This window comes from Streptomyces sp. CBMA291 (assembly GCF_014596525.1).
In the GTDB taxonomy this organism is placed as follows: domain Bacteria; phylum Actinomycetota; class Actinomycetes; order Streptomycetales; family Streptomycetaceae; genus Streptomyces.
In genome coordinates this window covers 1-24,316 of sequence record NZ_MSJP01000093.1, presented here as the reverse complement: position 1 = coordinate 24,316, position 24,316 = coordinate 1, and the positions used below count along the sequence as shown (strand labels likewise).

20 protein-coding genes are annotated in these 24,316 nt (G+C 71.1%); 7 read left to right on the top strand and 13 right to left on the bottom strand.

Annotation, left to right across the window (positions count from 1 at the left end; translation table 11 throughout):
- Positions 1-373: 373 nt before the first annotated feature.
- The 3 genes from BU197_RS22395 to thyX form a co-directional block, all read right to left on the bottom strand.
- On the bottom strand, positions 374-2,059 hold the full coding sequence (locus tag BU197_RS22395) for a ribonuclease J (protein ID WP_188270103.1): 1,686 nt from the start codon (positions 2,057-2,059) through the stop codon (positions 374-376).
- 99 nt (positions 2,060-2,158) lie between these two features.
- Positions 2,159-3,058 carry a 4-hydroxy-tetrahydrodipicolinate synthase gene (dapA, locus tag BU197_RS22390; RefSeq protein ID WP_188270102.1) on the bottom strand — a complete coding sequence of 300 codons (900 nt, stop codon included), beginning with the start codon at positions 3,056-3,058 and terminating at the stop codon, positions 2,159-2,161.
- Between the two features lie 177 nt (positions 3,059-3,235).
- A complete protein-coding gene (gene thyX, locus BU197_RS22385) occupies positions 3,236-3,976 on the bottom strand; it encodes an FAD-dependent thymidylate synthase (protein WP_188270101.1) in 741 nt (246 codons plus the stop codon).
- 155 nt (positions 3,977-4,131) lie between these two features.
- On the opposite strand from thyX, the gene BU197_RS22380 reads away from it, so the two are divergent.
- Complete coding sequence (locus tag BU197_RS22380) at positions 4,132-4,371, top strand: hypothetical protein (RefSeq protein WP_188270100.1); 240 nt, start codon at positions 4,132-4,134, stop codon at positions 4,369-4,371.
- 54 nt (positions 4,372-4,425) lie between these two features.
- Positions 4,426-4,986 carry a hypothetical protein gene (locus BU197_RS22375; RefSeq protein WP_188270099.1) on the top strand — a complete coding sequence of 187 codons (561 nt, stop codon included), beginning with the start codon at positions 4,426-4,428 and terminating at the stop codon, positions 4,984-4,986.
- An 83-nt stretch (positions 4,987-5,069) separates the two neighbouring features.
- Here BU197_RS22375 and BU197_RS22370 read toward each other — a convergent pair whose 3' ends face one another.
- From BU197_RS22370 to eccD, 6 genes are all read right to left on the bottom strand, one after another.
- A complete protein-coding gene (locus BU197_RS22370) occupies positions 5,070-5,522 on the bottom strand; it encodes a hypothetical protein (RefSeq protein ID WP_188270098.1) in 453 nt (150 codons plus the stop codon).
- Between the two features lie 4 nt (positions 5,523-5,526).
- Positions 5,527-6,279 carry a 4-hydroxy-tetrahydrodipicolinate reductase gene (gene dapB / locus BU197_RS22365; protein ID WP_188270097.1) on the bottom strand — a complete coding sequence of 251 codons (753 nt, stop codon included), beginning with the start codon at positions 6,277-6,279 and terminating at the stop codon, positions 5,527-5,529.
- Between the two features lie 27 nt (positions 6,280-6,306).
- A complete protein-coding gene (locus BU197_RS22360; RefSeq protein WP_188270096.1) occupies positions 6,307-7,686 on the bottom strand; it encodes a M16 family metallopeptidase in 1,380 nt (459 codons plus the stop codon).
- Complete coding sequence (locus BU197_RS22355) at positions 7,683-9,896, bottom strand: polyribonucleotide nucleotidyltransferase (RefSeq protein ID WP_188270095.1); 2,214 nt, start codon at positions 9,894-9,896, stop codon at positions 7,683-7,685. Before BU197_RS22355 ends, BU197_RS22360 begins: the two co-directional genes overlap by 4 nt.
- Before the next feature lie 282 nt (positions 9,897-10,178).
- Positions 10,179-10,469: a 30S ribosomal protein S15 gene (rpsO, locus tag BU197_RS22350; protein WP_030693282.1), complete on the bottom strand. Its 291-nt coding sequence runs from the start codon at positions 10,467-10,469 to the stop codon at positions 10,179-10,181.
- A 363-nt stretch (positions 10,470-10,832) separates the two neighbouring features.
- Positions 10,833-12,308 (bottom strand): type VII secretion integral membrane protein EccD, encoded by a 1,476-nt coding sequence (gene eccD, locus BU197_RS22345; RefSeq protein WP_188270094.1) that lies wholly within the window; start codon positions 12,306-12,308, stop codon positions 10,833-10,835.
- Positions 12,309-12,491: 183 nt separating this feature from the next.
- Here eccD and eccCa point away from each other — a divergent pair, with 183 nt between their 5' ends.
- Complete coding sequence (gene eccCa / locus BU197_RS22340; protein WP_188270093.1) at positions 12,492-16,457, top strand: type VII secretion protein EccCa; 3,966 nt, start codon at positions 12,492-12,494, stop codon at positions 16,455-16,457.
- An 86-nt stretch (positions 16,458-16,543) separates the two neighbouring features.
- Entirely contained in the window at positions 16,544-16,828 is a 285-nt protein-coding gene (locus BU197_RS22335) for a DUF397 domain-containing protein (protein ID WP_188270092.1), read from the top strand.
- Positions 16,829-16,916: 88 nt separating this feature from the next.
- On the opposite strand, the gene BU197_RS22330 is transcribed toward BU197_RS22335, so the two are convergent.
- From BU197_RS22330 to eccB, 4 genes are all read right to left on the bottom strand, one after another.
- Positions 16,917-17,207, bottom strand: coding sequence for a WXG100 family type VII secretion target (locus tag BU197_RS22330; protein WP_188270091.1), 291 nt, complete (start codon positions 17,205-17,207; stop codon positions 16,917-16,919).
- A gap of 53 nt (positions 17,208-17,260) precedes the next feature.
- Positions 17,261-17,599, bottom strand: a complete 339-nt coding sequence (locus BU197_RS22325) for a WXG100 family type VII secretion target (RefSeq protein WP_188270090.1) — start codon at positions 17,597-17,599, stop codon at positions 17,261-17,263.
- Between the two features lie 190 nt (positions 17,600-17,789).
- On the bottom strand, positions 17,790-19,082 hold the full coding sequence (gene mycP / locus BU197_RS22320; RefSeq protein ID WP_317452227.1) for a type VII secretion-associated serine protease mycosin: 1,293 nt from the start codon (positions 19,080-19,082) through the stop codon (positions 17,790-17,792).
- 11 nt (positions 19,083-19,093) lie between these two features.
- Positions 19,094-20,644, bottom strand: coding sequence for a type VII secretion protein EccB (gene eccB / locus BU197_RS22315; RefSeq protein WP_188270089.1), 1,551 nt, complete (start codon positions 20,642-20,644; stop codon positions 19,094-19,096).
- 190 nt (positions 20,645-20,834) lie between these two features.
- Here eccB and eccE point away from each other — a divergent pair, with 190 nt between their 5' ends.
- From eccE to BU197_RS30690, 3 genes are all read left to right on the top strand, one after another.
- Complete coding sequence (gene eccE / locus BU197_RS22310) at positions 20,835-22,139, top strand: type VII secretion protein EccE (RefSeq protein WP_188270088.1); 1,305 nt, start codon at positions 20,835-20,837, stop codon at positions 22,137-22,139.
- Positions 22,139-23,026: a hypothetical protein gene (locus BU197_RS22305; protein ID WP_223183446.1), complete on the top strand. Its 888-nt coding sequence runs from the start codon at positions 22,139-22,141 to the stop codon at positions 23,024-23,026. The genes eccE and BU197_RS22305 overlap by 1 nt, the downstream gene beginning before the upstream one ends.
- Positions 23,027-23,242: 216 nt before the next feature.
- On the top strand, positions 23,243-24,316 hold a 1,074-nt coding region (locus BU197_RS30690; protein ID WP_317453404.1), incomplete at its 3' end, for an SCO5717 family growth-regulating ATPase.

Below are 24,316 nucleotides of genomic sequence, written 5' to 3'. Positions count from 1 at the left end.
ACCTCGACCATCCGAAGATGGACGGGGTATCAACTAATCTGGCGTTGATTTTTGGCACGCTGTTGAGTTCTCAAGGTGCGGACGCTTCCTTCGTTCCTGTTTCCAGGCCCTCCGGGCGCTTCCTTCGTTTCCGACTCTATCAGATCTTTCCGACCCGATTTCCTCGGTGCTTTCCGGTCCCTTTTGTTTTCACTCCGGGGGCCTTTCGGCGTTTCCGACTTTATCAGAAGATCTCGGTCGGATTTCCCGCCTTCCGTGGAACCGTTCCCGTGCTGCGAAGCGCTGGGGGGTTCCCGCTCTGGCGGAGCCGTAAACGTACTGGAGCGGGGCGCCCCGATGCAAATCGAGGCGCCCCGCTCCGGAACCGCGCTGGTCAGACCTCCACGACGACCGGGAGGATCATCGGGCGGCGGCGGTAGGTGTCGGAGACCCACTTGCCGACGCTGCGACGGATCAGCTGCTGGAGCTGGTGCGGTTCGACGACACCGTCCTGAGCCGACCGGTTCAGGGCCTGGTCGATCTTCGGGAGCACCGCGTCGAACGCGGCGTCGTCGATGCCCGAGCCCCGGGCGTGCACATGCGGGCCGCCCACGATCTTGCCGGTCGAGGAGTCGACCACCACGAAGACCGAGATGATGCCCTCCTCGCCGAGGATCCGGCGGTCCTTCAGGGAGGTCTCGGTGACATCGCCGACCGACAGGCCGTCGACGTACACGTAACCCGCCTGGACCTTGCCGGTGATCCGGGCGCGGCCGTCGACCAGGTCGACGACGACGCCGTCCTCGGCGATGACGATGTGGTCCTTGGGGATCCCCGTCATCGCGCCCAGCTCGGCGTTGGCCCGCAGGTGGCGCCATTCGCCGTGGACCGGCATGAGGTTCTTCGGGCGGCAGATGTTGTAGAAGTACAGCAGCTCGCCGGCCGAGGCGTGGCCCGAGACGTGGACCTTGGCGTTGCCCTTGTGGACGACGTGCGCGCCCCAGCGGGTCAGGCCGTTGATCACGCGGTAGACCGCGTTCTCGTTGCCCGGGATCAGGGACGACGCCAGGATCACGGTGTCGCCGGGGACGATCCGGATCTGGTGGTCGCGGTTCGCCATCCGGGACAGGGCCGCCATCGGCTCGCCCTGGGAACCCGTACAGACGAGCACGACCTCGTCGTCCGGCAGGTCGTCGAGGGTCTTGACGTCCACCACGAGACCGGCCGGGACCCGCAGATAGCCCAGGTCGCGGGCGATGCCCATGTTGCGGACCATCGAGCGGCCGACGAAGGCGACCCGGCGGCCGTACTCGTGGGCGGCGTCCAGGATCTGCTGGATGCGGTGCACATGGCTGGCGAAGCTGGCCACGATGATGCGCTTCTGGGCGTTCGCGAAGACCGTGCGCAGGACGTTGGAGATGTCCTTCTCCGGCGGGACGAAGCCCGGGACCTCGGCGTTCGTCGAGTCGGACAGCAGAAGGTCGATGCCCTCCTCGCTGAGCCGCGCGAAGGCGTGCAGGTCGGTCAGGCGCCCGTCCAGCGGAAGCTGGTCCATCTTGAAGTCGCCGGTCGCGACGGCCATGCCCGCAGGGGTGCGGATGGCGACCGCGAGGGCGTCCGGGATGGAGTGGTTGACCGCGATGAACTCGCAGTCGAACGCGCCCAGCACCTCACGGTCGCCTTCCTTCACCTCAAGGGTGTAGGGGCGGATGCGGTGCTCCTGGAGCTTGGCCTCGATCAGGGCGAGGGTCAGCTTGGAACCGATGAGCGGGATGTCCGGCTTCAGACGGAGCAGATACGGGACGGCGCCGATGTGGTCCTCGTGCCCGTGCGTGAGCACGATGCCCTCGATGTCGTCGAGGCGGTCCCGGATGATGCTGAAGTCGGGCAGGATCAGGTCGACTCCCGGCTGCTCCTCTTCGGGGAAGAGGACGCCGCAGTCGACGATGAGCAGACGGCCGTCGAACTCGAAGACGGTCATGTTCCGGCCGATTTCGCCGAGCCCGCCGAGCGGGATGACGCGCAGGGCGCCCTTCGGCAGCTTCGGCGGGGCACCGAGTTCAGGATGCGGATGACTCAAAAGACTCTCCTCACCACGCGCGCCACGTACCTCTCGGCACATGGCGCGCATGACATTCGTGCACTTGCTGTTGTCGGTATTCAGTTGTGAAGTCCGTTGTCAGAGTTCTACCCCGCCGGCGGCCAGGTCGACCTTGAGCTGCTCGGTCTCCTGCGCGGAGAGTTCGACGAGCGGCGGTCGGAGGGGGCCGGCCGGGAGACCCTGGAGGGCGAGCGCCGCCTTGGTGGTCATGACGCCCTGGGTGCGGAACATGCCCGTGTAGACGGGAAGCAGCCGCTGGTGGATCTCGGTGGCCTTCTGGATCTCGCCGCCGAGGTAGGCGTCGAGGAGGGCGCGGAGTTCCGGGGTGGCGACATGGCCGACGACGGAGACGAAGCCGCAGGCGCCCACGGAGAGCAGCGGCAGGTTGAGCATGTCGTCGCCGGAGTACCAGGCGAGGCCGGAGCGGGCGATGGCCCAGCTGGCGCGGCCCAGATCGCCCTTGGCGTCCTTGTTGGCGACGATACGGGGGTGCTCGGCGAGCCGGACGATCGTCTCGGTCTCGATGGGGACGCCGCTGCGGCCGGGGATGTCGTACAGCATCACCGGGAGGCCGGTGGCGTCGGCGATGGCCGAGAAGTGCCGGTACAGGCCCTCCTGCGGGGGCTTGTTGTAGTACGGCGTGACGGCGAGCAGGCCGTGGGCGCCGTCACGCTCGGCGGTGCGGGCGAGTTCCACGGAGTGGCGGGTGTCGTTGGTGCCGATGCCCGCGACGATGTGGGCGCGGTCGCCGACCGCCTGGAGTACCGCTCGGACCAGCTCCGATTTCTCCGCGTCGCTGGTGGTGGGGGACTCGCCGGTGGTGCCGTTGATGACGAGGCCGTCGTTGCCCGCGTCCACCAAGTGGGTGGCGAGCCGCTGGGCACCGTCGAGGTCGAGTGCGCCGTCCGCCGTGAAGGGCGTGACCATGGCGGTGAGGACCCGCCCGAAGGGGGTCTGCGGAGTGGAGATCGGAGCCATGGGTAACACGCTACTCGCTGCTCAGCGCCGGGTGCCCCCTCGGGGGACGGGTGAAAGGGAGCCCGGCGCTGCCTGCTCGGGGGTTCAGGCAGCGCCGGGTCCGTTTGATCAGCCTAGATGAACTTCACGAAACGCCGCAATCCGGACACTTCGCGAGGGCTTTAGGACATCTGTGCGTTACGGAGCCACACGCCCGTTCTTGTTGAAAGCCGCGTGGGTCAGCGGCATCAGCCGGGCCCAGTGCTCTTCCATCTTCTCGCCGACCATCTCGATCTCCCGCTGCGGGAAGGACGGGACGGCGGCCAGCTCGTGCTGGGTGCGCAGCCCGAGGAAGTGCATGAGCGAGCGCGCGTTGCAGGTGGCGTACATCGAGGAGAACAGGCCCACCGGGAGGACCGAGCGGGCGACCTCGCGGGCGACACCGGCGGCCAGCATCTCCTGGTAGGTCTCGTACGCCTTCCGGTACGAGTCCTCCATCGTTCGGCTCACCAGGTCGTGCTGCTCCTGGGTGCCCTCGACGAAGACGTACTTGCCGGGGCGCCCCTGCTGGACGAGCTTGCGGGAGGCGTCCGGGACGTAGAAGACCGGCTGGAGCTCCCTGTAGCGGCCCGATTCCTCGTTGTACGACCAGCCCACGCGGTGCCGCATGAACTCGCGGAAGACGAAGATCGGGGCGCTGATGAAGAAGGTCATCGAGTTGTGCTCGAACGGGCTGCCGTGGCGGTCCCGCATGAGGAAGTTGATGAGGCCCTTCGAGCGCTCCGGGTCCTTCTGGAGCTCTTCGAGGGACTGCTCCCCCGCCGTGGAGACCCTGGCCGCCCAGAGGACGTCGGAGTCGGTCGCCGCGCTCCTGACCAGATCAACGGTGACGTCGCTCCGGAAGTCGATCTTCACGTTCTCTGTGGGGCTGTCTGTCACCAGCGGTCCTTCCGTTCGGCGGTTGCAGTCGTCCACTCTAACGACGTCCTACCGAAGGATGAGATTCGGCCGGTTTGGTGAAATAAGGGCACCAAATCCCGGCTTCCTTCGTCTTCCATGGTGAAGGACGACGACTACCGAGGAGAGTGGCCCTGATGTTCAGCCGGAGAGAGGCCGTACCGTTCGCGTTCGTCGCGGAGGCCGACCACTTCCGCAGCAACGTCACTCCGCCGCCCCGCGAGCGCCCCCGCGCCTCGCAGATCGTGGGGCGTACCCTGCTCGGGCTGACCGTCGCGGCCGGCCTCGTGGGATCGGTCATCTTCGGGATCCCCTCGCTCCAGTCCGGCGAGTCGGCCACTCACCAGCAGCAGTCCGAAGCCTCCGACAACCGCTGAGGTAGCCTCACCGGGCACCGCCCGTTCGAGCGTGCTTGTGAGTGAGGATCTGTCGTGCCCCTGCCCTTCCTGACGGCCGACCGTGCTTTTGACCCGACCGACCAGGTCGCCCTGCCGTTCGACGACCACGATCAGTGGCGCCGCCCCTACCGGCCCGGGTCCTGGCGGGTCGGTGCGGCGGCGCTCGCGCTGCTGCTCGCCTCCTTCGTGCTCCTCGCCGCGGTGATCATCGCCGCCGCCGGGGCCTTCGGCGGCGGACTCGTCACCCTGGGCGGCGCCGTGCTCGTCATCGCCGCCGCCCTGCGGATGCTCCGTATGGGTGCCTGGGTGAGCCGGGCCGGGGTACGCAGGGTCGGCTTCCTCTCGACCGTCACCGTGCCGTGGGCCAGGGTGGCCTCCCTGCGGACCGTGCAGCAGCCGGTGCGCTGGCTGGGACTCCCCAGGACCGTCCAGGGCCAGGCCCTGGTCCTGGACCGGCAGGGCGGGGACCGGCTGCTGCTGCTCACCGACCACGGCGCCGACTTCCTCTCCCGGATCGAGGCCTTCGACCGGGCGGCCGACACGGTCGAGGCCTGGAACGCCGAGTACGGGCTCGTCCCGGCCGGAGCACGCTGACCCCACGCCGTAGGAACACCTGAGCCCCGGTCCCGCCGTCGTCCGTACGACGGGGGGACCGGGGCTCAGGCGTCGGCCGGGGTTCAGGCGTTCGCCGGGCGTCCCTCGTGGAGGGTGATCGCCCGCTGCATCGCCTTGCGGGCCCTGGGGGTGTCGCGGGCGTCGTGGTAGGCGACCGCGAGCCGGAACCAGCAGCGCCAGTCGTCCGGAGCGTCCTCGGTCTCGGCCTTGCGCCGGGCGAAGACCTCGTCGGCCGAGTCACGGTCGATCCGGCCGCCCTGGGTGCGCTTCAGCTCGTCGACCGGGAGACCGCCCTCGGCCTCCAGCTCGGCGGCCAGGAGGTTCGCCCGGCGGGCGAACCTGGTGTTCTTCCAGAGGAACCAACCGCCGACGACCGGCAGCAGGAACGCCACCGCGCCCATGCCCATGGCGGCCGGTTCGCCGGTCAGGAGGAGCAGGACGCCCTCCATCCCCACCACCCCGAAGACCAGCACGAGGACGGTGGCGAGGAAGACGTACGTGATCTTTCCGCCCATGACGTCAGCCCAGGTCCAGGAAGTGTTCCAGGCCGAAGGTGAGGCCGGGGGTCCGGGTCACGCGGCGGGCGCCGAGCAGGATGCCCGGCATGAAGCTGGAGTGGTGCAGGGAGTCGTGCCGGACGGTGAGGGTCTCGCCCTCGCCGCCGAGCAGCACCTCCTGGTGGGCAAGGAGGCCCCGGAGGCGTACCGAGTGGACCCGGACCCCGTCCACGTCCGCGCCGCGGGCCCCGTCCAGGGCGGTCGCGGTGGCGTCCGGCTGGGCGCCGAGACCGGCCTCCGCGCGGGCGGCGGCGATCAGCTGGGCCGTCCGGGCGGCGGTGCCGGAGGGGGCGTCCACCTTGTTCGGGTGGTGCAGTTCGACGACCTCGACGGACTCGAAGTACGGGGCCGCGAGCTGGGCGAACTTCATGGTGAGGACCGCGCCGATGGAGAAGTTCGGGGCGATGAGGACACCGGTCTCCGGGGAGGCCGCGAGCCAGGTCCGCAGCTGCGCGAGGCGGTCCTCGGTCCAGCCGGTGGTGCCGACGACCGCGTGGATGCCGTGGCGCACGCAGAAGTCGAGGTTGGCCATGACCGAGTCGGGGGTGGTCAGCTCGACGACGACCTGGGCACCCGCCTCGGTGAGCCTCTCCGGCTCGTCGCCCCGGCCGAGGGCCGCGACCAGTTCCATGTCCTCGGCGGCCTCGACGGCCCGGACCGCCTCGGAGCCGATACGGCCCCGGGCACCGAGGACCGCCACGCGCAGCTTGCTCATTGCTCTGATTTCCTTAAGGGCTCGGGATCAGGAGACCGCTTGGTGGAGACGGTCCGCCTGCTTGTCCTTCAGCGGGCCTATCACCGAAAGCGAGGGCCGCTGGTCCAGTACATCGCGGGCGACCTCGCGGATCTCGTCCGGGGTGACGGCCGCGATCCGGTCCAGCATGTCGTCCACGGACATCTGGGTGCCCCAGCACAGCTCGCTCTTGCCGATGCGGTTCATCAGCGCGCCGGTGTCCTCAAGGCCGAGGACGGTCGAGCCGGAGAGCTGGCCGACGGCGCGGGTGATCTCGTCGTCGGTGAGACCGTCGGACGCGACCTTGTGCAGTTCGTCCCGGCAGATCTTCAGGACGTCGTGGACCTGACCGGGCCGGCAGCCCGCGTACACCCCGAAGAGTCCGCAGTCGGCGAAGCCCGAGGTGTACGAGTACACGCTGTAGGCCAGACCGCGCTTCTCGCGGACCTCCTGGAAGAGGCGGGAGGACATGCCGCCGCCGAGGGCGGTGTTCAGGACGCCGAGGGCCCAGCGGCGCTCGTCGGTGCGGGCCAGGCCCGGCATGCCGAGGACCACGTGCGCCTGCTCGGTCTTGCGGCCGAGCAGCTCGACGCGGCCCGCCGTGCGCAGCTTGCGCAGGCCCGCGCGGGGGGCGATGGGCGTGGCGTCCGTACGGCCGAGGGCACCGGCCCGTTCGAAGGCGCGGCGGACCTGTCGTACGACCGTGGCGTGGTCGACGTTGCCCGCGGCGGCGACGACCAGATGGGTGGGGTCGTAGTGCTTCTTGTAGAAGCGGGAGATCTGGCCCCGGCTGAGGGCGTTGACCGTGTCGACGGTGCCGAGGACCGGGCGGCCCAGCGGGGTGTCGCCGAACATGGTCTGCGCGAACAGCTCGTGCACCACGTCACCGGGGTCGTCCTCGGTCATCGCGATCTCTTCGAGGATGACACCGCGCTCGGCGTCCACGTCCTCGTCGAGGATGAGCGAGTCCGTGAGCATGTCGCAGACGACGTCGATCGCCAGCGGCAGGTCGGTGTCGAGGACCCGGGCGTAGTAGCAGGTGTACTCCTTCGCCGTGAAGGCGTTCATCTCGCCGCCGACCGCGTCGATCGCGGCGGAGATGTCGAGGGCGGACCGCTGGTGGGTGCCCTTGAAGAGGAGGTGCTCCAGGTAGTGGGTGGCACCGCCGAGCGCCGGGGTCTCGTCGCGGGAGCCGACGTGGGCCCAGATGCCGAAGGTGGCGGAGCGTACCGAGGGAAGGGTCTCGGTGACGATCCGGAGGCCGCCGGGGAGGGTGGTGCGGCGGACCGTGCCGACGCCGTCCTTGCCCGGGAGAAGCGTTTGGGTACGGGCGACGGCCCGCCCCTCCGAGGAGGGGCGGGCCGTCGCGCGGGAACTACGGGACGTCACTTGGCAGCGTCGCCCTCGGCAGCCGCGTCCTCGTCCGCGATCACGGGGATCAGGGAGAGCTTGCCGCGCTGGTCGATCTCGGCGATCTCGACCTGGACCTTGGAGCCGATCGCGAGCACGTCCTCGACGTTCTCCACGCGCTTGCCACCGGCGAGCTTGCGGATCTGCGAGATGTGCAGCAGGCCGTCCTTGCCCGGGAGCAGGGAGACGAAGGCACCGAAGGTGGTGGTCTTGACGACCGTGCCCAGGTAGCGCTCGCCGACCTCCGGCATGGTCGGGTTGGCGATGCTGTTGATCGTGGCGCGGGCGGCCTCGGCGGCCGGGCCGTCGGCGGCACCGATGTAGATGGTGCCGTCGTCCTCGATCGTGATCTCGGCGCCGGTGTCCTCCTGGATCTGGTTGATCATCTTGCCCTTGGGGCCGATGACCTCACCGATCTTGTCCACCGGGATCTTGACGGTGATGATCCGCGGGGCGTTCGGGGACATCTCGTCCGGGGTGTCGATCGCTTCCATCATCACGTCGAGGATGTGGAGGCGAGCGTCGCGGGCCTGCTTGAGGGCCGCGGCCAGGACGGAGGCCGGGATGCCGTCCAGCTTGGTGTCGAGCTGGAGGGCGGTGACGAACTCCTTGGTGCCGGCGACCTTGAAGTCCATGTCGCCGAAGGCGTCCTCCGCACCGAGGATGTCGGTGAGGGCGACGTAGTGCGTCTGGCCGTCGATGTCCTCGGAGATCAGGCCCATGGCGATACCGGCGACGGGGGCCTTGAGCGGCACACCGGCGTTCAGCAGCGACATGGTGGAGGCGCAGACCGAGCCCATGGACGTCGAGCCGTTGGAGCCGAGGGCCTCGGACACCTGACGGATCGCGTAGGGGAACTCCTCGCGGGTCGGGAGGACCGGCACGAGGGCGCGCTCGGCGAGGGCGCCGTGGCCGATCTCGCGGCGCTTGGGCGAGCCCACGCGGCCGGTCTCGCCGACGGAGTACGGCGGGAAGTTGTAGTTGTGCATGTAGCGCTTGCGGGTCACCGGGGAGAGGGTGTCCAGCTGCTGCTCCATGCGGAGCATGTTGAGGGTGGTGACGCCCAGGATCTGGGTCTCGCCACGCTCGAAGAGCGCCGAGCCGTGCACGCGCGGGATGGCCTCGACCTCGGCGGCGAGCGTACGGATGTCCGTGATGCCGCGGCCGTCGATGCGGACCTTGTCCTTGATGATCCGCTCGCGGACCAGCTTCTTGGTCAGCGCGCGGTAGGCGCCCGAGATCTCCTTCTCGCGGCCTTCGAAGGCCGGGAGGAGCTTCTCGGCGGCCAGCTCCTTGACGCGGTCCAGCTCGGCCTCGCGCTCCTGCTTGCCGGCGATGGTGAGCGCCTTGGCGAGGTCGCCCTTGACGGCGGCGGAGAGCGCCTCCAGGACGTCGTCCTGGTAGTCCAGGAAGACCGGGAACTCGCCGGTGGGCTTGGCGGCCTTGGCGGCGAGGTCGGCCTGGGCCTTGCAGAGGACCTTGATGAAGGGCTTCGCGGCTTCGAGACCGGCGGCGACGACCTCCTCGGTCGGAGCCTCGGCGCCGTCCTTGACGAGCTGGATGGTCTTGTCGGTGGCCTCGGCCTCGACCATCATGATCGCGACGTCGCCGTCCTCCAGGACGCGACCGGCGACGACCATGTCGAAGACGGCGTCCTCAAGCTCGGTGTGCGTCGGGAACGCGACCCACTGGCCCTTGATCAGGGCGACACGGGTGCCGCCGATCGGGCCGGAGAAGGGCAGGCCGGCCAGCTGCGTGGAGCAGGAGGCGGCGTTGATCGCGACCACGTCGTAGAGGTGGTCGGGGTTGAGCGCCATGATCGTCTCGACGATCTGGATCTCGTTGCGCAGGCCCTTCTTGAAGGAGGGGCGCAGCGGGCGGTCGATCAGGCGGCAGGTGAGGACGGCGTCCTCGGAGGGGCGGCCCTCACGACGGAAGAAGGAGCCGGGGATCTTGCCGGCCGCGTACATCCGCTCCTCGACGTCCACCGTCAGGGGGAAGAAGTCGAGCTGGTCCTTGGGGCGCTTCGAGGCGGTGGTCGCGGAGAGGACCATCGTGTCGTCGTCCAGGTAGGCGACGGCGGAGCCGGCGGCCTGCTTGGCCAGACGGCCGGTCTCGAAACGGATGGTGCGGGTGCCGAAGGCGCCATTGTCGATGACGGCCTCGGCGTAGTGGGTCTCGTTCTCCACTAGTGGTTTCTCCTACGTGTTCGTCTTTGCGTCCTTCGGCCCGTGTGGCCGGGGACGGTGTGCGACGGGGGCGGAGAAGCGCCTCGGGTGCGGGCCGGTCTTCGATCGAAGCACCCGGGGTTCCGTCCCGGGGGCCACTACCGAGGACCGGCGGCGAGCCGGCGGCTCCTCGCCCGTCGAATGGGGTTGTGCGTCCAGACTAAGTGCCGATGCGCACTTCGCGCACGTACGGCAAAGGGAGCGGCCCCCTGAAAGTGGGAACCGCTCCCTTCACGACGTGCCTTACTTGGCGCCGCCGGCCGCACCGCGGCGGATGCCGAGGCGGTCGACCAGCGCGCGGAAGCGCTGGATGTCCTTCTTGGCCAGGTACTGCAGCAGGCGGCGGCGCTGGCCGACCAGGATCAGCAGACCACGACGGGAGTGGTGGTCGTGCTTGTGCTGCTTGAGGTGCTCGGTCAGGTCCGAGATGCGGCGGGACAGCATCGCGACCTGGACCTCGGGGGAGCCGGTGTCGCCCTCCTTGGTGCCGAACTCGGCCATGATCTGCTTCTTGACAGCGGCGTCGAGAGCCACGCGGATCTCCTCTTGGTTCGTGCGCCCGCGAGTGCCCCTGGTCTAGGTCTCAGGGGAAGCTTCCGTGACTCCACGGGCGAAGGTCCGATGAGCGCAGCTTCCAGAGGTCTCCGACCGGGATCGGGGCATTCCGGGAGCGCGTACACAAACGGCCGTCACACAGCGTACCAGGTCGGCGGAGCGCGCCTGGGTCGGCCGGTCGTCCTCCGGTGCGGGAGCGGCACCCGAAGGGGTGGGTCCAAGGATACGGATCCGGCGGTACGGGCCCCGCGGTGCGGATCCGGTGGCACCGGTCCGGTGGTACGGGCCCCGCGGTACGGATTCCGTGGCGCCGGTCCGGCGGTACGGGCTCGGCCGGGTGGGTCACTTCCCCGTGAGGGAGCGGACCGTGCCGTAGACGTCGAGGACGGCGAGGCAGAGGGGGACGAGGGCGAGGAGGACGAGGCCCTCGGCGAGGTCGAGGAGCCTGCCCCAGAAGGGGGAGAGTCCCTTCCTCGGGATGATCAGGCCGATCGCGGTGATCAGGGCGGCGCCCGCGGCGACGGAGGCGGTGAGCCAGATCGCCCGGATGTCCAGGCCGCCCCGGTCGCCGTAGAGGAGGAACTCCTTGACGAGGTCGGCCGGGGGGTCGAGGGAGAGGCCGAGGACGAGCAGCGCGATGGCGGCGATGCCGGAGACGAGGACGCAGGCGACCTGCGAGGTGTAGCGGAAGAGGCGGGCGCGCAGCAGCATCGCGAGACCGGCGGTGAGGGCGAGGAGCTGGCCCTGGACGTTTCCGGTGAAGCCGAGGACGGCGGCGGAGCCGACGACGACGGCCGCGCAGCCGCCGACGAGACCGAGGAGCATCTCGTGGCCGCGCCTGGCCTGGAGGGCGATGCGCTCGCCGTCCAGGGGCTGCGCGTCCTCAGCGGGGTTGCGGGATTCGCCGGGGAACTCGTCGTCGGCGGCGCTGCGGGGGGCGGCGTAGCCGATGGGGAGCCGGGCGAAGCGGGCGGAGAGGCCGGGCAGGAAGGCGACGAGGCCGATGGCGACGGGAGCGCAGACGGCGGCGGTCTCGGTGGCGGTGGTGTCGGTGAGGATCGCGAGGAAGGTGGCGAGGGTGCCGACGCCGGCGAGGAAGGTGGCCGCGACGAAGGGGGCGTCGCCGCTGGGGGTGAGGGCGACGAGGGCGACGGCGGCGACGAGGACGGTGACGCAGCCGAGGAGGAACTGGAGGCGGCCGGGTCCCTGGCCGGGGTCGGCGGCGATGACGCCGGAGCCCGCGATGAGCAGCAGGGGCAGGGCGCCGAGGCCGAGGGCGACGGCGGTGGCGCGGTCGGCGTAGACGCGGGCGCGGACTCCGGCGAAGGCGGTGAGGAGGAGTCCGGCGGCTCCGGCGATGATCCCGGGGAGGCTGTGCATGTCGTGGCGGACCGGGTCGGCGAACCAGAGGACGAAGCCCATGAGGACGAGGAGGAGGACGCCGCCGAGGAGTCCGGCGCCGCGCAGCAGGTCGTCGCTCCACAGGTGCCGGTCGCGGGTGACGGCGGAGGCGACGGCGTCGGAGACGTCGTCGTAGACGGCCGGGGGCAGGGATTGGGCGAAGGGGCGAAGGGAGAGCACCTCGCCGTCGAGGACCTGTTGGGCGACGAGGGTGCGGGCGCCGTCGAGGACGGAGCCGTCGCGGCGGACGAGGTGGTAGCCGGTGGGGGTGCCGGGGGCCTGGGTCTGACCGGTGAGGCGGAGGATTTCCGGGTGGACGTCGGCGACGGCGATGTCCTCGGGGAGTGCGACGTCGATGCGGCTGTCCGGCGCCACGACGGTGACGCGGCAGAAGCCGGTCGCTGCGGTCGTACTCACGTGTCTGGACCCCCTGATTCGCGGTTGCGCACGATGCGCGCGCCACCCTACCGGGGACGGCAGTTGGCGGCTGCACGTAGGATCGCCGTCCCATGGGGGAAGTCCGCGCGTCCGGCCGTCGGCCGGGACGCCGCCCGGACGCGCCCGCCACGAGCCCGTCTCCAACGAGGGATTGATGCGCCGGTGAGCCAGATCGTCGTCAAACGCCCGCCGAGGTCTCTTCCGCCGGAAGTGCCCGGTGAGGAACTGGTCCTGGAGTCTCCGCCGGAACTTCCGCGGGGGCAGCAGGAGTCGGCGCTGATGCAGTTGCTGCCGATGCTCGGCATGGGTTCCTCGGTGGTCTTCTTCTTTATGACGCCGTCGCCGATCATGCGGATCATGGGCGTCCTGATGCTGGCGTCGACGGTCGCGATGGCGATCGCGCAGTTCGTCAGATTCCGTCGCGGTACGCAGGGGCAAATGGCTGATGTGCGGCGCGACTACCTCAAATACCTCGCGCAGACCCGGCGTACGGTCCGGCGGACGGCTCGGGGGCAGCGGGACGCGCAGTTGTATCTGCACCCGGCGCCCGAGCAGTTGTGGTCGGTGGTGGCCGAGGGTTCGCGGGTGTGGGAGCGGCGGGTCGGCGACCATGATTTCGGGCAGGCGCGGATCGGGCTCGGGGCGCAGCAGTTGGCGACGCCGCTGGTGGCGCCGGACACCGCGCCCGTGGACGAGCTGGAGCCCTTGTGCGCGGGGGCGATGCAGCAGTTCCTGGCGGTGCACGGGACGTTGGACGGGCTGCCGATGGCGGTGTCGATGCGGGCGTTCTACCACGTGACGGTGTCGGGTGAGCCGGAGTCGGCGCAGGCGACGGCACGGGCCCTGGTGGCGCAGTTGGTGACCTTGCACTCCCCCGACGATCTGATGCTCGCGGTGGTGGCGGCGCGGCCCGCGCAGGAGCGGTGGGACTGGACGAAGTGGCTGCCGCACGCGCAGGTGTCCGGGCTGTCCGACGGGTACGACGGGGCCGGGACGAAGCGCTTGTTCGGTGATGATCTGGGGGAGGTCGAGCAGTTGGTCCGGGCGCGCCTTGAGGGGCGTCCGCGGTTCTCTCGGGAGAACCAGCCGGTGCTGGACCAGCCGCATGTGGTGGTGGTGCTCGACGGGGGGATGGTGCCGCCGGATTCGCTGCTCGCGGCGCCGGAGGGGCTTCAGGGGGTGACGATCGTGGAGGTCGTCCCGGGTGATCTGGACGAGCCGCGCGGTGGTCTGTCCGTGGTGGTGCGGCCGGGGCGGCTGCGCCTTGAGTCGGGGGGCGGCTTCGCGTACGAGGGGGTGCCGGACGGCATCTCGCTGCCGGCGGCGGAGGCGCTGGCCCGGCAGTTGGCGCCGTTGCGGATGGGCGGCGGGGACGACGACGAACCGCTGCTCGCCAATCTGGACTTCACCGATCTGCTGGGGCTCGGGGACGCGGCGTCGGTGGACGTGGCGCGGACGTGGCGGCCGCGGTCGGTGGCGGAGCGGCTGCGGGTGCCGATCGGGGTCGGCGAGGACGGGCAGCCGGTCATGCTGGATCTGAAGGAGGCGGCCCAGGAGGGCATGGGGCCGCACGGCCTGTGTGTGGGTGCGACGGGTTCGGGCAAGTCGGAGCTGCTGCGGACGCTGGTGCTGGGTCTGGCGGTGACGCACTCCTCGGAGACGCTGAACTTCGTCCTGGCGGACTTCAAGGGTGGTGCGACGTTCGCGGGGATGTCGCAGATGCCGCATGTGGCGGCGGTGATCACGAACCTGTCGGACGATCTGACGCTGGTCGACCGGATGGGTGATGCGATCCGGGGCGAGTTGCAGCGGCGGCAGGAGTTGCTGCGTTCGGCGGGCAACTACGCGAACATCCACGACTACGAGAAGGCGCGGGCGGCGGGTGCGCCGTTGGAGCCGCTGGCCTCACTGGTCCTGGTGATCGACGAGTTCTCGGAACTGCTGACCGCCAAGCCGGACTTCATCGACATGTTCATTCAGATCGGGCGGATCGGGCGTTCGCTGGGTGTGCATCTGCTGCTGGCCTCGCAGCGCCTTGAGGAGGGCAGGCTGCGGGGTCTGGACACGTATCTGTCGTACCGGATCGGTCTGCGGACGTTCTCGGCGGCGGAGTCGCGGACGGCGATCGGTGTTCCGGACGCGTATCACCTGCCGTCGGTGCCGGGTTCGGGTTATCTGAAGTTCGGTACGGACGAGATGACGCGGTTCAAGGCGGCGTACGTCTCGGGGACGTACCGGACGGGCGGGCCCCGTCTTGAGGTGGGGCGGTTGCCGGTGGAGCGGCGCCCCGCGCTGTTCACGGCGGCGCCGGTGCCGGTGGTGTACGCGGCGCCCGATCCGGCGTATCTGACGGAGCGGCGGCGGAGCGAGGAGGACGACGCGCTCGCGGACACGGTCCTCGACGTGATCGTGCGCAGGCTGGAGGGGCAGGGGGTGCCCGCGCACCAGGTGTGGCTGCCGCCGCTGGACCAGGCGCCTTCGCTCGACCAGTTGCTTCCGGGTCTCGCGGGGACGGCGGATCGGGGTCTGACGGCGACGGAGTACACCCGGCAGGGTGCGCTGACGGTGCCGCTCGGGCTCGTCGACAAGCCGTTCGAGCAGCGGCGCGAGGTGCTGTACCGGGACTTCTCGGGCGCGGCGGGTCACATGATGGTGGTGGGCGGTCCGCAGTCGGGCAAGTCGACGATCATGCGGACGCTGGTCTCCTCGTTCGCGCTCACCCACACCCCCGCCGAGGTGCAGTTCTACTGTCTGGACTTCGGTGGTGGCGGTCTGGTGGCGCTCGCGGACCTGCCGCATGTGGGCGGGGTGGCCTCGCGGCTGGATCCGGAGCGGGTGCGGCGGACGGTCGCGGAGGTGATGGGGGTGCTGAACCGGCGGGAGGAGTTCTTCCGTTCGCACGCCATCGACTCGATCGCGACCTACCGGCGCAGGCGGGCGGCGGGCGAGCTGCCGGGCGAGGCGTGGGGGGACGTCTTCCTCGTCGTGGACGGCTGGGGCGGTTTCCGCAACGACTACGACATGCTGGAGCCGGTCGTCGCCGACATCGCGGCGCGCGGGCTCGGCTACGGCATCCATGTGGTGATCACCGCCGCCCGCTACATGGAGGTGCGGGCGGCGCTCAAGGACCAGATGCTGGGCCGCCTCGAACTGCGGCTCGGTGACGTCATGGACTCCGAGTTCGACCGCAAGGTGGCGGCGAACGTGCCGACGGGGGTGCCGGGGCGCGGTCAGGTGCCGGAGAAGCTGCACTTCATGGGTGCGCTGCCGAGGATCGACGGGTCGAGTGCGGCGGAGGACCTGTCGGACGGCACGGCGGCGTTCGTGCGGGCGGTGCGGGCGGCGTGGTCGGGGGCTCCGGCGCCCGCCGTGCGGTTGCTGCCGCGCATGCTGCCGGCGGAGCGGCTGCCGAAGGGCTTCGAGTATCCGGGGCACGGCGTCGCGATCGGCATCGACGAGACCTCTCTGGAGCCGGTGTTCGTCGACTTCGAGACCGATCCGTTCTTCCTGGTGTTCGGCGAGAGCGAGTCGGGCAAGACGGCGTTGCTGCGGCTCATCGCGAAGCAGTTGTGCGAGCGGTACACGCCGGAGCAGGCGCGGATCGTGGTGGGCGACTACCGGCGGACGATGCTGGAGGCGGTCGCGCCCTCGCATCTGCTCGAATACGCGCCGATGGCGTCGGCGATGCAGATGCACATGGACGCCATCAACACGGTGATGACGAAGCGGGCGCCGAAACCGGACATCACTCCGCAGCAGTTGCGGGACCGCAGCTGGTGGTCGGGGCCGCAGTTGTTCGTACTCGTGGACGATTTCGAGCTGGTGGCCACCAACTCGGCGAATCCGCTGGCGGTCCTCGTGGAGAACCTGCCGTTCGCGCGGGACGTCGGCATCCGGTTCATCGTGGCGCGCAGTTCGGCCGGTGCCTCGCGGGCGATGTACGAGCCTTTCATGCAGCGGATGAAGGAGCTGGGCGCGCAGGGCGTGCTGCTCTCCGGCGATCCGGGCGAGGGCGACATCCTGGGCAATGTGCGGGCCCGGCCGATGCCGCCGGGCCGGGGCACGTTCGTGTCGCGGAAGCGGGGGACGCCGCTCGTGCAGCTGGGCTGGTTGCCGGAGCGGCACTGACGGGTGGCGGATTTCCCGCCGTACGGGTGCGGCGGTCCCACTAGGGTGGCGGGGACCGTCGTACCACCGCGAAAGGGAACGCGCCGATGAGCGAGGCAGACACCAGCACGGGCAGTGCCGAGGAGGCCGCCCGCGCCGCCGAGAAGGAGCGGCAGAAGGACGAGTTGTACGCGCTCGACCTCTCCGACGCGGTGTGGGAGGGCGCGCCGGGGACCAGCCCGGACGAGGAGCGGGTGGAGATCGCCCGGCTGCCGGAGGGCGGGGTGGCGATGCGCTCCTCGCTCGACAAGGACACGGTGCTGCGCTACACGAAGGCGGAGTGGGACGCGTTCGTCCTGGGCGCCAGGGACGGCGAGTTCGACCTGCGCTGAGTCCGCGCGGACGCCTCGGCACGCGTGAGGGGGTGGCCCGTGGGACGGGCCACCCCCTCACGTCTGTCCGTCGTGGTGACGGACTCGGTCACATCATGCGGAACCGGGCGGCGTTGCCCTTGTCGGTGTCCTGGTAGCCCACGACGGACTCGTCCAGGAGCTGGGCGATGCGCGACAGGTCCTGGGTCATGCCGGCCATGTCGCTGGAGAGGCGGTCCTGGCTCTCGCGGTACGCGATCTTCGCCTCGCCCTCCCAGTCGGAGGCGACACGGTTGACCTCGCGCATGAGGTCGGTGAGCTTCTCGGAGAGGGTGTGGGAGGTGAGGCGGACATCGGCCGCCGCCTGCGTCACGGTGTCGTAATTGACCGCTGTGGTCATGATGGTGGCTCCTGGGGTGAGAGTGGCGCGGAGGACTGGTCGGGCCGGACGGCTCAGGCCATGCCGAGGATGGCGCTCTGGCCGGAGGAGGTGTCGTCCATCTTCCGGAAGGAGCGGACGCGGTCCTCTTCCTCCTGCGTGAACCCGTCGGCGCTCATGCGCATGATCTCTTCGAGCTTCACCAGTTCGACGCGCATGTTGCGCAGGCGCCGGTTCAGGTCGTTCTGGACCCGGTCGTACTCCTTGCTCGCGGCGCCCTGCCAGCCCGCCTGGATGCGGTCGATCACGCCGTTGAGGGAGGTGATGCGGGCCTGGAGCTCGTCGTGGAAGTCCTGGATCCGGCCGGCGAGCTTGACTTGTTCGGCACTGGTGACGTTCAGGTCTTTCGACATCTTGCCCCTTCTTCCTTGGGTGGCGTCGACGGCCGGGCCGTCGGGCCATCCGGTCGTGATGCGGACGGGAATCTTCTGATGCCGCCCCCGTGCTGGGTTCGCACTGCCGTGCGCCCCGCGGTCACTTTAGCCATTGGCGGCGGCAGTTCCAACTGCAAAGGAAGGACCGGATACTTGGCCCCCGTACAGGTCAACGGGCCTCCCTCCGGCGGCGGCTGTCGCGGATCACGACGGCCGTTCCGGCGACGACGGACACCAGGACGACGCCGATCCCCAGCGTGTAGGTGGCCAGGCGTACGGAGCGTTCCCTGGGGGTCTCGGCGAGCGCGAGCCGGGCCGGTTCGGGCGCGGGCGGCTTCGCGGGACCGGGGTCGGGCGTGGGTGAGGCGGGCGGGGTGCCGGGGGCGTCGGCGAGGGCCCGCACGGGGTCGACGACGCCCCAGCCGACGTGGTTGTCCCGGCCGTTGACCGAGCGGACGGCGGTCTGCTCGATCCGGGTGACGATCTGGGCCACGGACCACCGGGGGTACTTGGCGCGCAGCAGCGCGGCGACCCCGGCGACGTACGGGGCGGAGAAGCTGGTGCCGTTGTCGACGCACTGGCCGCCGCCGGGGACGGTGGAGACGATGTCGACGCCGGGGGCGGCGACGCCCACGAACGTGCCGGACTGGGAGAACGCGGCGCGTTCGTTGTTCCGGTCGGAGGAGGCGACGGCGAGGACTCCGGGGAAGGCCGCGGGATAGGTGTCCTTCAGCGTGCCGTCCATGCCGTCGTTGCCCGCCGAGGCGACGACGACGACACCCGCCTTGATCGCGGCGGCGACGGACTTGGCCATGGCCGAGTCCGGGCCGAGTGGCTGGGTGGTGTCCTGGGAGATGTTGACGACGTCGGCCTTCTGCCGGACGGCCCAGTCGATGGCCTGGGCCATCGTGTCGGACTTGCCGCTGTTCTTCTCGTCGTTCTGCCGGATCGGGATGATCGTCGCCTCGGGGGCGAGACCGACGAAGCCGGTGCCCTGACGGGGGCGGGCGGCGATGATGCCGGCGACCTTGGTGCCGTGGCCGACCTGGTCGACGGTGCCGTCGGTCTTGCCGCGCCGCTCGTCGCCAAGGCCCGGGTTCTCCTTGTCGGGCTTCAGGAAGTCCTTGCCCGCCTTGGCGTCGACGGCGGTCTTCAACTGCGGGTTGACGTCGTCGACACCCGTGTCGATGACGGCGACCCGGACGCCCTTGCCCCTGGTGTCCTGCCACAGCTCGTCGAGGAGGACCCGCTGGAGCGGCCAGGGGGTGCCCTCGATCTGCTTCTTCATGGGGAAGGCGCATTCGCCGCCGCCGTCGAGGGCCGGGCCGCCCGGGGCGGACCCGGCAGGGAGGTGTCCGCCGCTCCGGGCAGGTCCCGCGGCGGCGGCCGGGGCCCCGGCGAGGAGGCCGGTGAGGGCGCCCGCGGCGAGCAGGGCGGCGGCCGTGCGGTACGTGGTCGTCACCGGTGCCCCCCTCAGGAACCCTGCGGCTGACGCGCGCTGTTGGTGTCGAGTCGCGGGCCCTTCGACAGGAACTCCGACCAGGCGATCGGGACGAGGGCCGGGGTGACCTTCTCGTAGCCGAGACGCTTCTGCGCGTCGCTGGGTTCCGGGCGTCCGTCGGTCGGCTTCTCCTTGTCCCCGGCGCCGATCTCGGAGTGCGCGGAGTCACTGTCGCCGTTGGCCTGGACGGCGTACCGCAGTCCGGTGTCGGTGACGAGGAACAGCGAGCCGTCGGGTGCCTTCTGCCCGGCGCCCTGGATCTGGGTGTAGAGGAGACCGGTGCCGGGGGTGACGTACGTGCTGGTGCCGCCCGCCGTGATGTCGGCGGGGTACCGAGTGCCCGCCCAGGTAGTGAGGGTCGTCTCGCCCTTCTCGCCGACATGGGTGAGGACGCTGCACACGGTGTCCCGGGCGCCCGCCCCGGTGGCGGCGTTGACCTGGGTGGACTTCAGCCGGGGCCAGCGCACCTCGGCGTGGAAGGGGGTGGGGTCCGGGTCGAAGGAGGAGGCGTCGACGGTGGTCGGCCTGCCGTCCATGTCGAGGAGGCCGGTCTGCGGCGCGTTGATGAGCAGCCAGGCGGTGAAAGGGGTGACCGGCTGGACCTTGCCCGGGAGGACGACGTAGTGCTGGGGTCCTGATCCGGTCTGGGCGAGGAGCACCATGCCGACGCGGTTCTCGGTCTCGTTCAGGGTGCTGCCGGGGACCTCGGCGGGGGTGCCGACCCGGCCGTCGACCACCGGGAAGTCCACCTCGTCGCCGTCCTTCAGGGTGGCCAGCCAGTCGTCGGTGACGGGCTGCGGCTCCTTGCCGAGACCGACGAGGGCGGTGAGCAGTCCGGTGGACTCGGTCTTGAGGGGGTACTTGGTGCCGGTGTGGTCGACAAGGAACCGGGCGCCGCCCTTCTGCCCCTTCACGTACAGGATCTGACCGTCCTTCAGACGGCCCGCGTCCTCGGTGCGCTTCAGATCGCGCTCGGCGAAGAGGAAGGTCGCCTTCTGGACACTGGCGCCCGCGCCGCCGCCGGGCTGCTCGCAGACCGCCCACCGCTTGGCCCTGCCCGCCTCCTCGGCGCTGGGCAGCCGGTCGGGGGCGTAGGGGATGCCGAGGATCGGGCCGCGCGGCGGCTTGCCCTCGTCGAGGGTCTTGTCGGCGACCTGGACGACCTGGAACTGGTCGGGATCCAGGAGGAGTCGGGCGGAGGCGAGGTTGAGGACCGGGTGGAGCAGGGTCTTGGCGTCCTTGCCCTTGCCGGTCTGGAGGACCACGTACCGGGTGGTGGACTGCTTGCCGACGACGACCCGGGTGCCGGGGGCGTCCCAGCCCTTGGGCGCCTGCGGCCGGAACATGCCCCAGGCACCGAACCCGGCGACGACGAGCGCGGCGACGACCATCCCGGGGACGATCGCGCGCAGCGGCTTCGGCGCCCCCTCCTCCGTACCGGTGGGCGAGGGTTGGAGGAATGCCGCCACCGTGCGCTTCTTCGCAAAGGTGTACGCGTTCAGCTCGTCCCGCCGCGATGCCATGAGTCCCCATTCTCGTCAGGCGCGATCTTCGCGCGGGAGCCTGGGGAGAGGACACCCGGGCCCCGGCCGTCGGACCGGGCCCCTACTATGCCTGCTGTCCCCCGGGGTGCGGGGGGCGGGTAGGGTGATCCGGCCGCCAAAGCCCTGGCGGGCCAGGGTGATCGGGATGAATTGAGGGGGATTCTCCATCATGGCTTCCGCGACGCGGAGACGGCCCGCCGCGGCCACCGGCTCCACACCCCCGGCCACGGGCTCCGCCTCCTCGGTGGCGCCGAGGCTCCAGGCCCGGCCGGGACACTTCGGTTCGTTCCAGTTGCAACAGCTCGTACTGATCGAGGTGGCCGCCGCGGTCCTGCTCGTCGCCTGGGCCGTCGATCCGGTCCTCCTGGTGCCCGCGGGCGTGCTCGCCGTCGTGCTCGTGCTGCTCGCGGTGGTCCGCAGGCACCGGCGCTCGCTGCCTGAGTGGCTGGGAACGTTCCTCGCGTTGCGGACCCGTACCCGCCGCGCCGCGTCCCTCGCCGTGCCGGAGGACACCGAGCCGGGGTTCGCGCCGGTCGTCGAGTGCGATCCGGCGCTGCGGACCTCCACCTACAGCGACCGCGACCGGCGGCCGGTCGGCATGGTCGGCGACGGCACGTTCCTGACCGCCGTCCTGCGGGTGGAGTCGGACGGTACGGCGCTGCGCCCGGACCGCGCGGCACGGCCGCTGCCCGTCGGGCTCGTCCGGTCCGCCCTGAGCGTGGACGGCATCCGGCTGGAGTCGGCGCAGATCGTGCAGCACACCCAGCCAGCGCCCGCCCCGCACCTGCCCGCGCAGTCGATGGCCGCGCGCAACTACGTGCCGCTCCAGGCGCAGACGGGTTCGCCCGCCGTACGGATCACCTGGATCGCGCTGAAGCTCGACCCCGAACTCTGCCCGGAGGCGGTGGCCGCGCGCGGCGGCGGTCTCACGGGCGCGCGCAAGTGCCTGGTGCGCGCGGCGGACCAGCTGGCGAGCCGTCTCGCGGGCGCCGGGTTCACCGCGAGCGTGCTGACCGAGCAGGAGCTGACCTCGGCGCTCGCCACCTCGACCTGCGCGAGCCCGATGGCGATCGCGCAGGCGGGGCGGGGGCAGACGAGGGCGCGGCGGACCCAGGAGACGGCCCGCACCTGGCGGGTGGACGACCGCAGGCACACCACGTACTGGGTGGGCCGCTGGCCGCAGTTGGGCGGCGGGAACGGCGGCGCGGGCGCTTCGATGCCGCAGCTGGTGGCCCTGCTGACCTCGCTGCCCGCGCTCGCGACGACGTTCAGTCTGACGGTGAGCGGCGGGGACCGGCAGGAGGCGACGGTGACCGGGCACGTACGGATCACCGGACGCAGCGACGAGGAACTGGTGGCCGCCCGGCACGAACTGGAGCGTGCGGCGCGCGGGGTGAGGACGGGGCTCGTGCGACTGGACCGCGAACAGGTGCCGGGCATGCTCGCGACGCTTCCGCTGGGGGGTGCGCGCTGATGCCCGCTTCCCCTCCTCCTGCCCACGGCGCGAACGGACCCGGCCGGCCGGGCGAGTGGGACACGGCTTCCCGGGACTCCGAGGCGCGCGGCCCGGGACCCGGCCGTGACGCGGCCTCCCGGGCCTCCGCTTCCGGTGGCTCCGCCTCCCGCGGTTCCGCTTCCCGGCGTACGGGGCGGGGCGCGCGGCCCCGGTTCGGCTTCGGGCTCGTCGGGCCGCGCCGCGACCGGCACTCCGTCCCGCTCGACCAACTCGACGCGCTGGCCCTGCCGGTCGGGGACGACGGCATGGTCATCGGCGTCGACGCGGAGAACCGGCCCGCCGTGCTCGGCGTCAACCGGCCCGTCCCCTACGACGTGACCCTCATCGGCGGACTGTGGACCGCGCAGGTGATGGCCCTGCGGGCGGCGGCGACCGGCGCCCGGGTGGCCGTCGAGACCGGCCGCGCGCAGTCCTGGACCGCGCTCGCGCAGGCGGCGGGCGGTGGACAGCCCTGCGTCAGCCTGCACGATGTGGGCCGGGTGCCGCCGCAGGGCGCGTCGGCGGGCAGCCCGGTGGTCGTGATCCGCGACTGCGGGATGCGTCCGCCGCGCGGGCGGGTCGTCTCGGCGCCCTGGCAGTCGGTGGTGACGCTGCTCCCCTATCTGAGCCCAGTCGCGCCCCGGCTCCTGGAGAAGTCCTCCCTGGTCGGCGTCCAGCGAGTCTCCCCCGACGAGGCCGTCCGGATCGGGCGCGTGATGAATCTGCCGCAGCACGAGCAGGAGGCTCTCTCGACACTCGCGGACGGGGTGACCCTCTGGTGTACGCAGAACGACCGGCAGTTCGTGATGACGCAGGCGACGGACACCGAGACGGGATTGTTGGGCGCCGCGCGCCGGATGGACTGAACGAAGCGAAGTCGCGGGCGTACGTCCGGTTTTGACGTGCTTTGAACGGACGGGGTTCTCACTCTGCGGCGCGGGCGGCTCACTTGGGGCCCGGAGCCGCTCCCGGGGAGGTGCGCGGAGGGTCTTCGGGCCTGCCCCGGGGTGGCCCGCGCCGATTAGGGTGGAAGGGCCCGGCCCACGACGGCACAAGGGTGCTCGACCACACCAGGAGGCAAAGTGAACGGCGATCGCGACGAGATCCACGGGGGTTGGAATCCGCCCGCCGACGATCAGTCCGACGCGGATTCCGCCGAGATGACGGGCGAGTTCACCATCGACTACACCCCGCCCGCCTGGTACACGCAGAACGCGTCGGGCGGTACGGGTACGGGTGCGGGCGGTTCGGGTGCGGGCGCGACTCCCCCGGCACCTCCGCTGCCGGTACCGGGCCTTCCCACGAACGGGGGCTTCGAGCCGGGTTGGGGCGGAGGGGCCCCCGTGACACCTGGGATGCCGGGGACGGCTGCTGCACCTGGGGGGCCGGGGATGGCCGCTGGGTCTGGGGTACCAGGGTCGGCCGCTGCGCCAGGGGCGCCTGTTGCGCCTGCGACGCCGGGGGCTCCCGTGTTTCCGGGTACTCCTGTGATGCCAGGGGCTCCCGTAGTGCCGGGGGCTCCTGTAGTGCCCGGTGCGAATGCGGTTCCCGGTACGCCTGTGGCCCCCGGGGCTCCTGTGCCTCCCATGGCTTCCGGGGGCGGCGCGGTGCCTGGTGCGGCCATGACACCTGGTGCGATTCCGGGTGCGGCTGGGGTGCCTGGCGCGGCTGGGGTACCCGATACGGCTGCGGTTCAGGGTGCACCCGTACCGCCAGGTACGCCTGTTGTGCCGGGAAGTCCCGGGGCTCCAGGGACTCCAGGGGCTCCAGGAACTCCCGGCGCTCCCGCCCTGCCGGGTGCGTCCGTCCCGTCCGTCCCGTCCGCCCCGCCCATGCCACCCGTGGGCGCTCCGCCCGTCGCGATGCCTCCGGTGGGGGCGTCCCCGGCCGCCGCGCCGCCCGAGGCTCCCGCGCCGATGGCCTTCCCGCCGCCCGCGCCACTGCCGGGGACGGCCCTGCCGTTCGGGGGCGGGGACGTCGAGAGCGGCGCGACCATGCGCTTCTCCCCCGCCGCACTCCAGCGCGAGATCGCGGAACGCGAGGCTGGCGCCTCCGCCGGTACGACGGCCCCCGAGGCGACGGAGGACGTGCCGACGCCCGCCGCCGAGAGCCCCGCCGGGGAGCGGGCGGCCGACGCGCCCGCGCGGGCCGCCGAC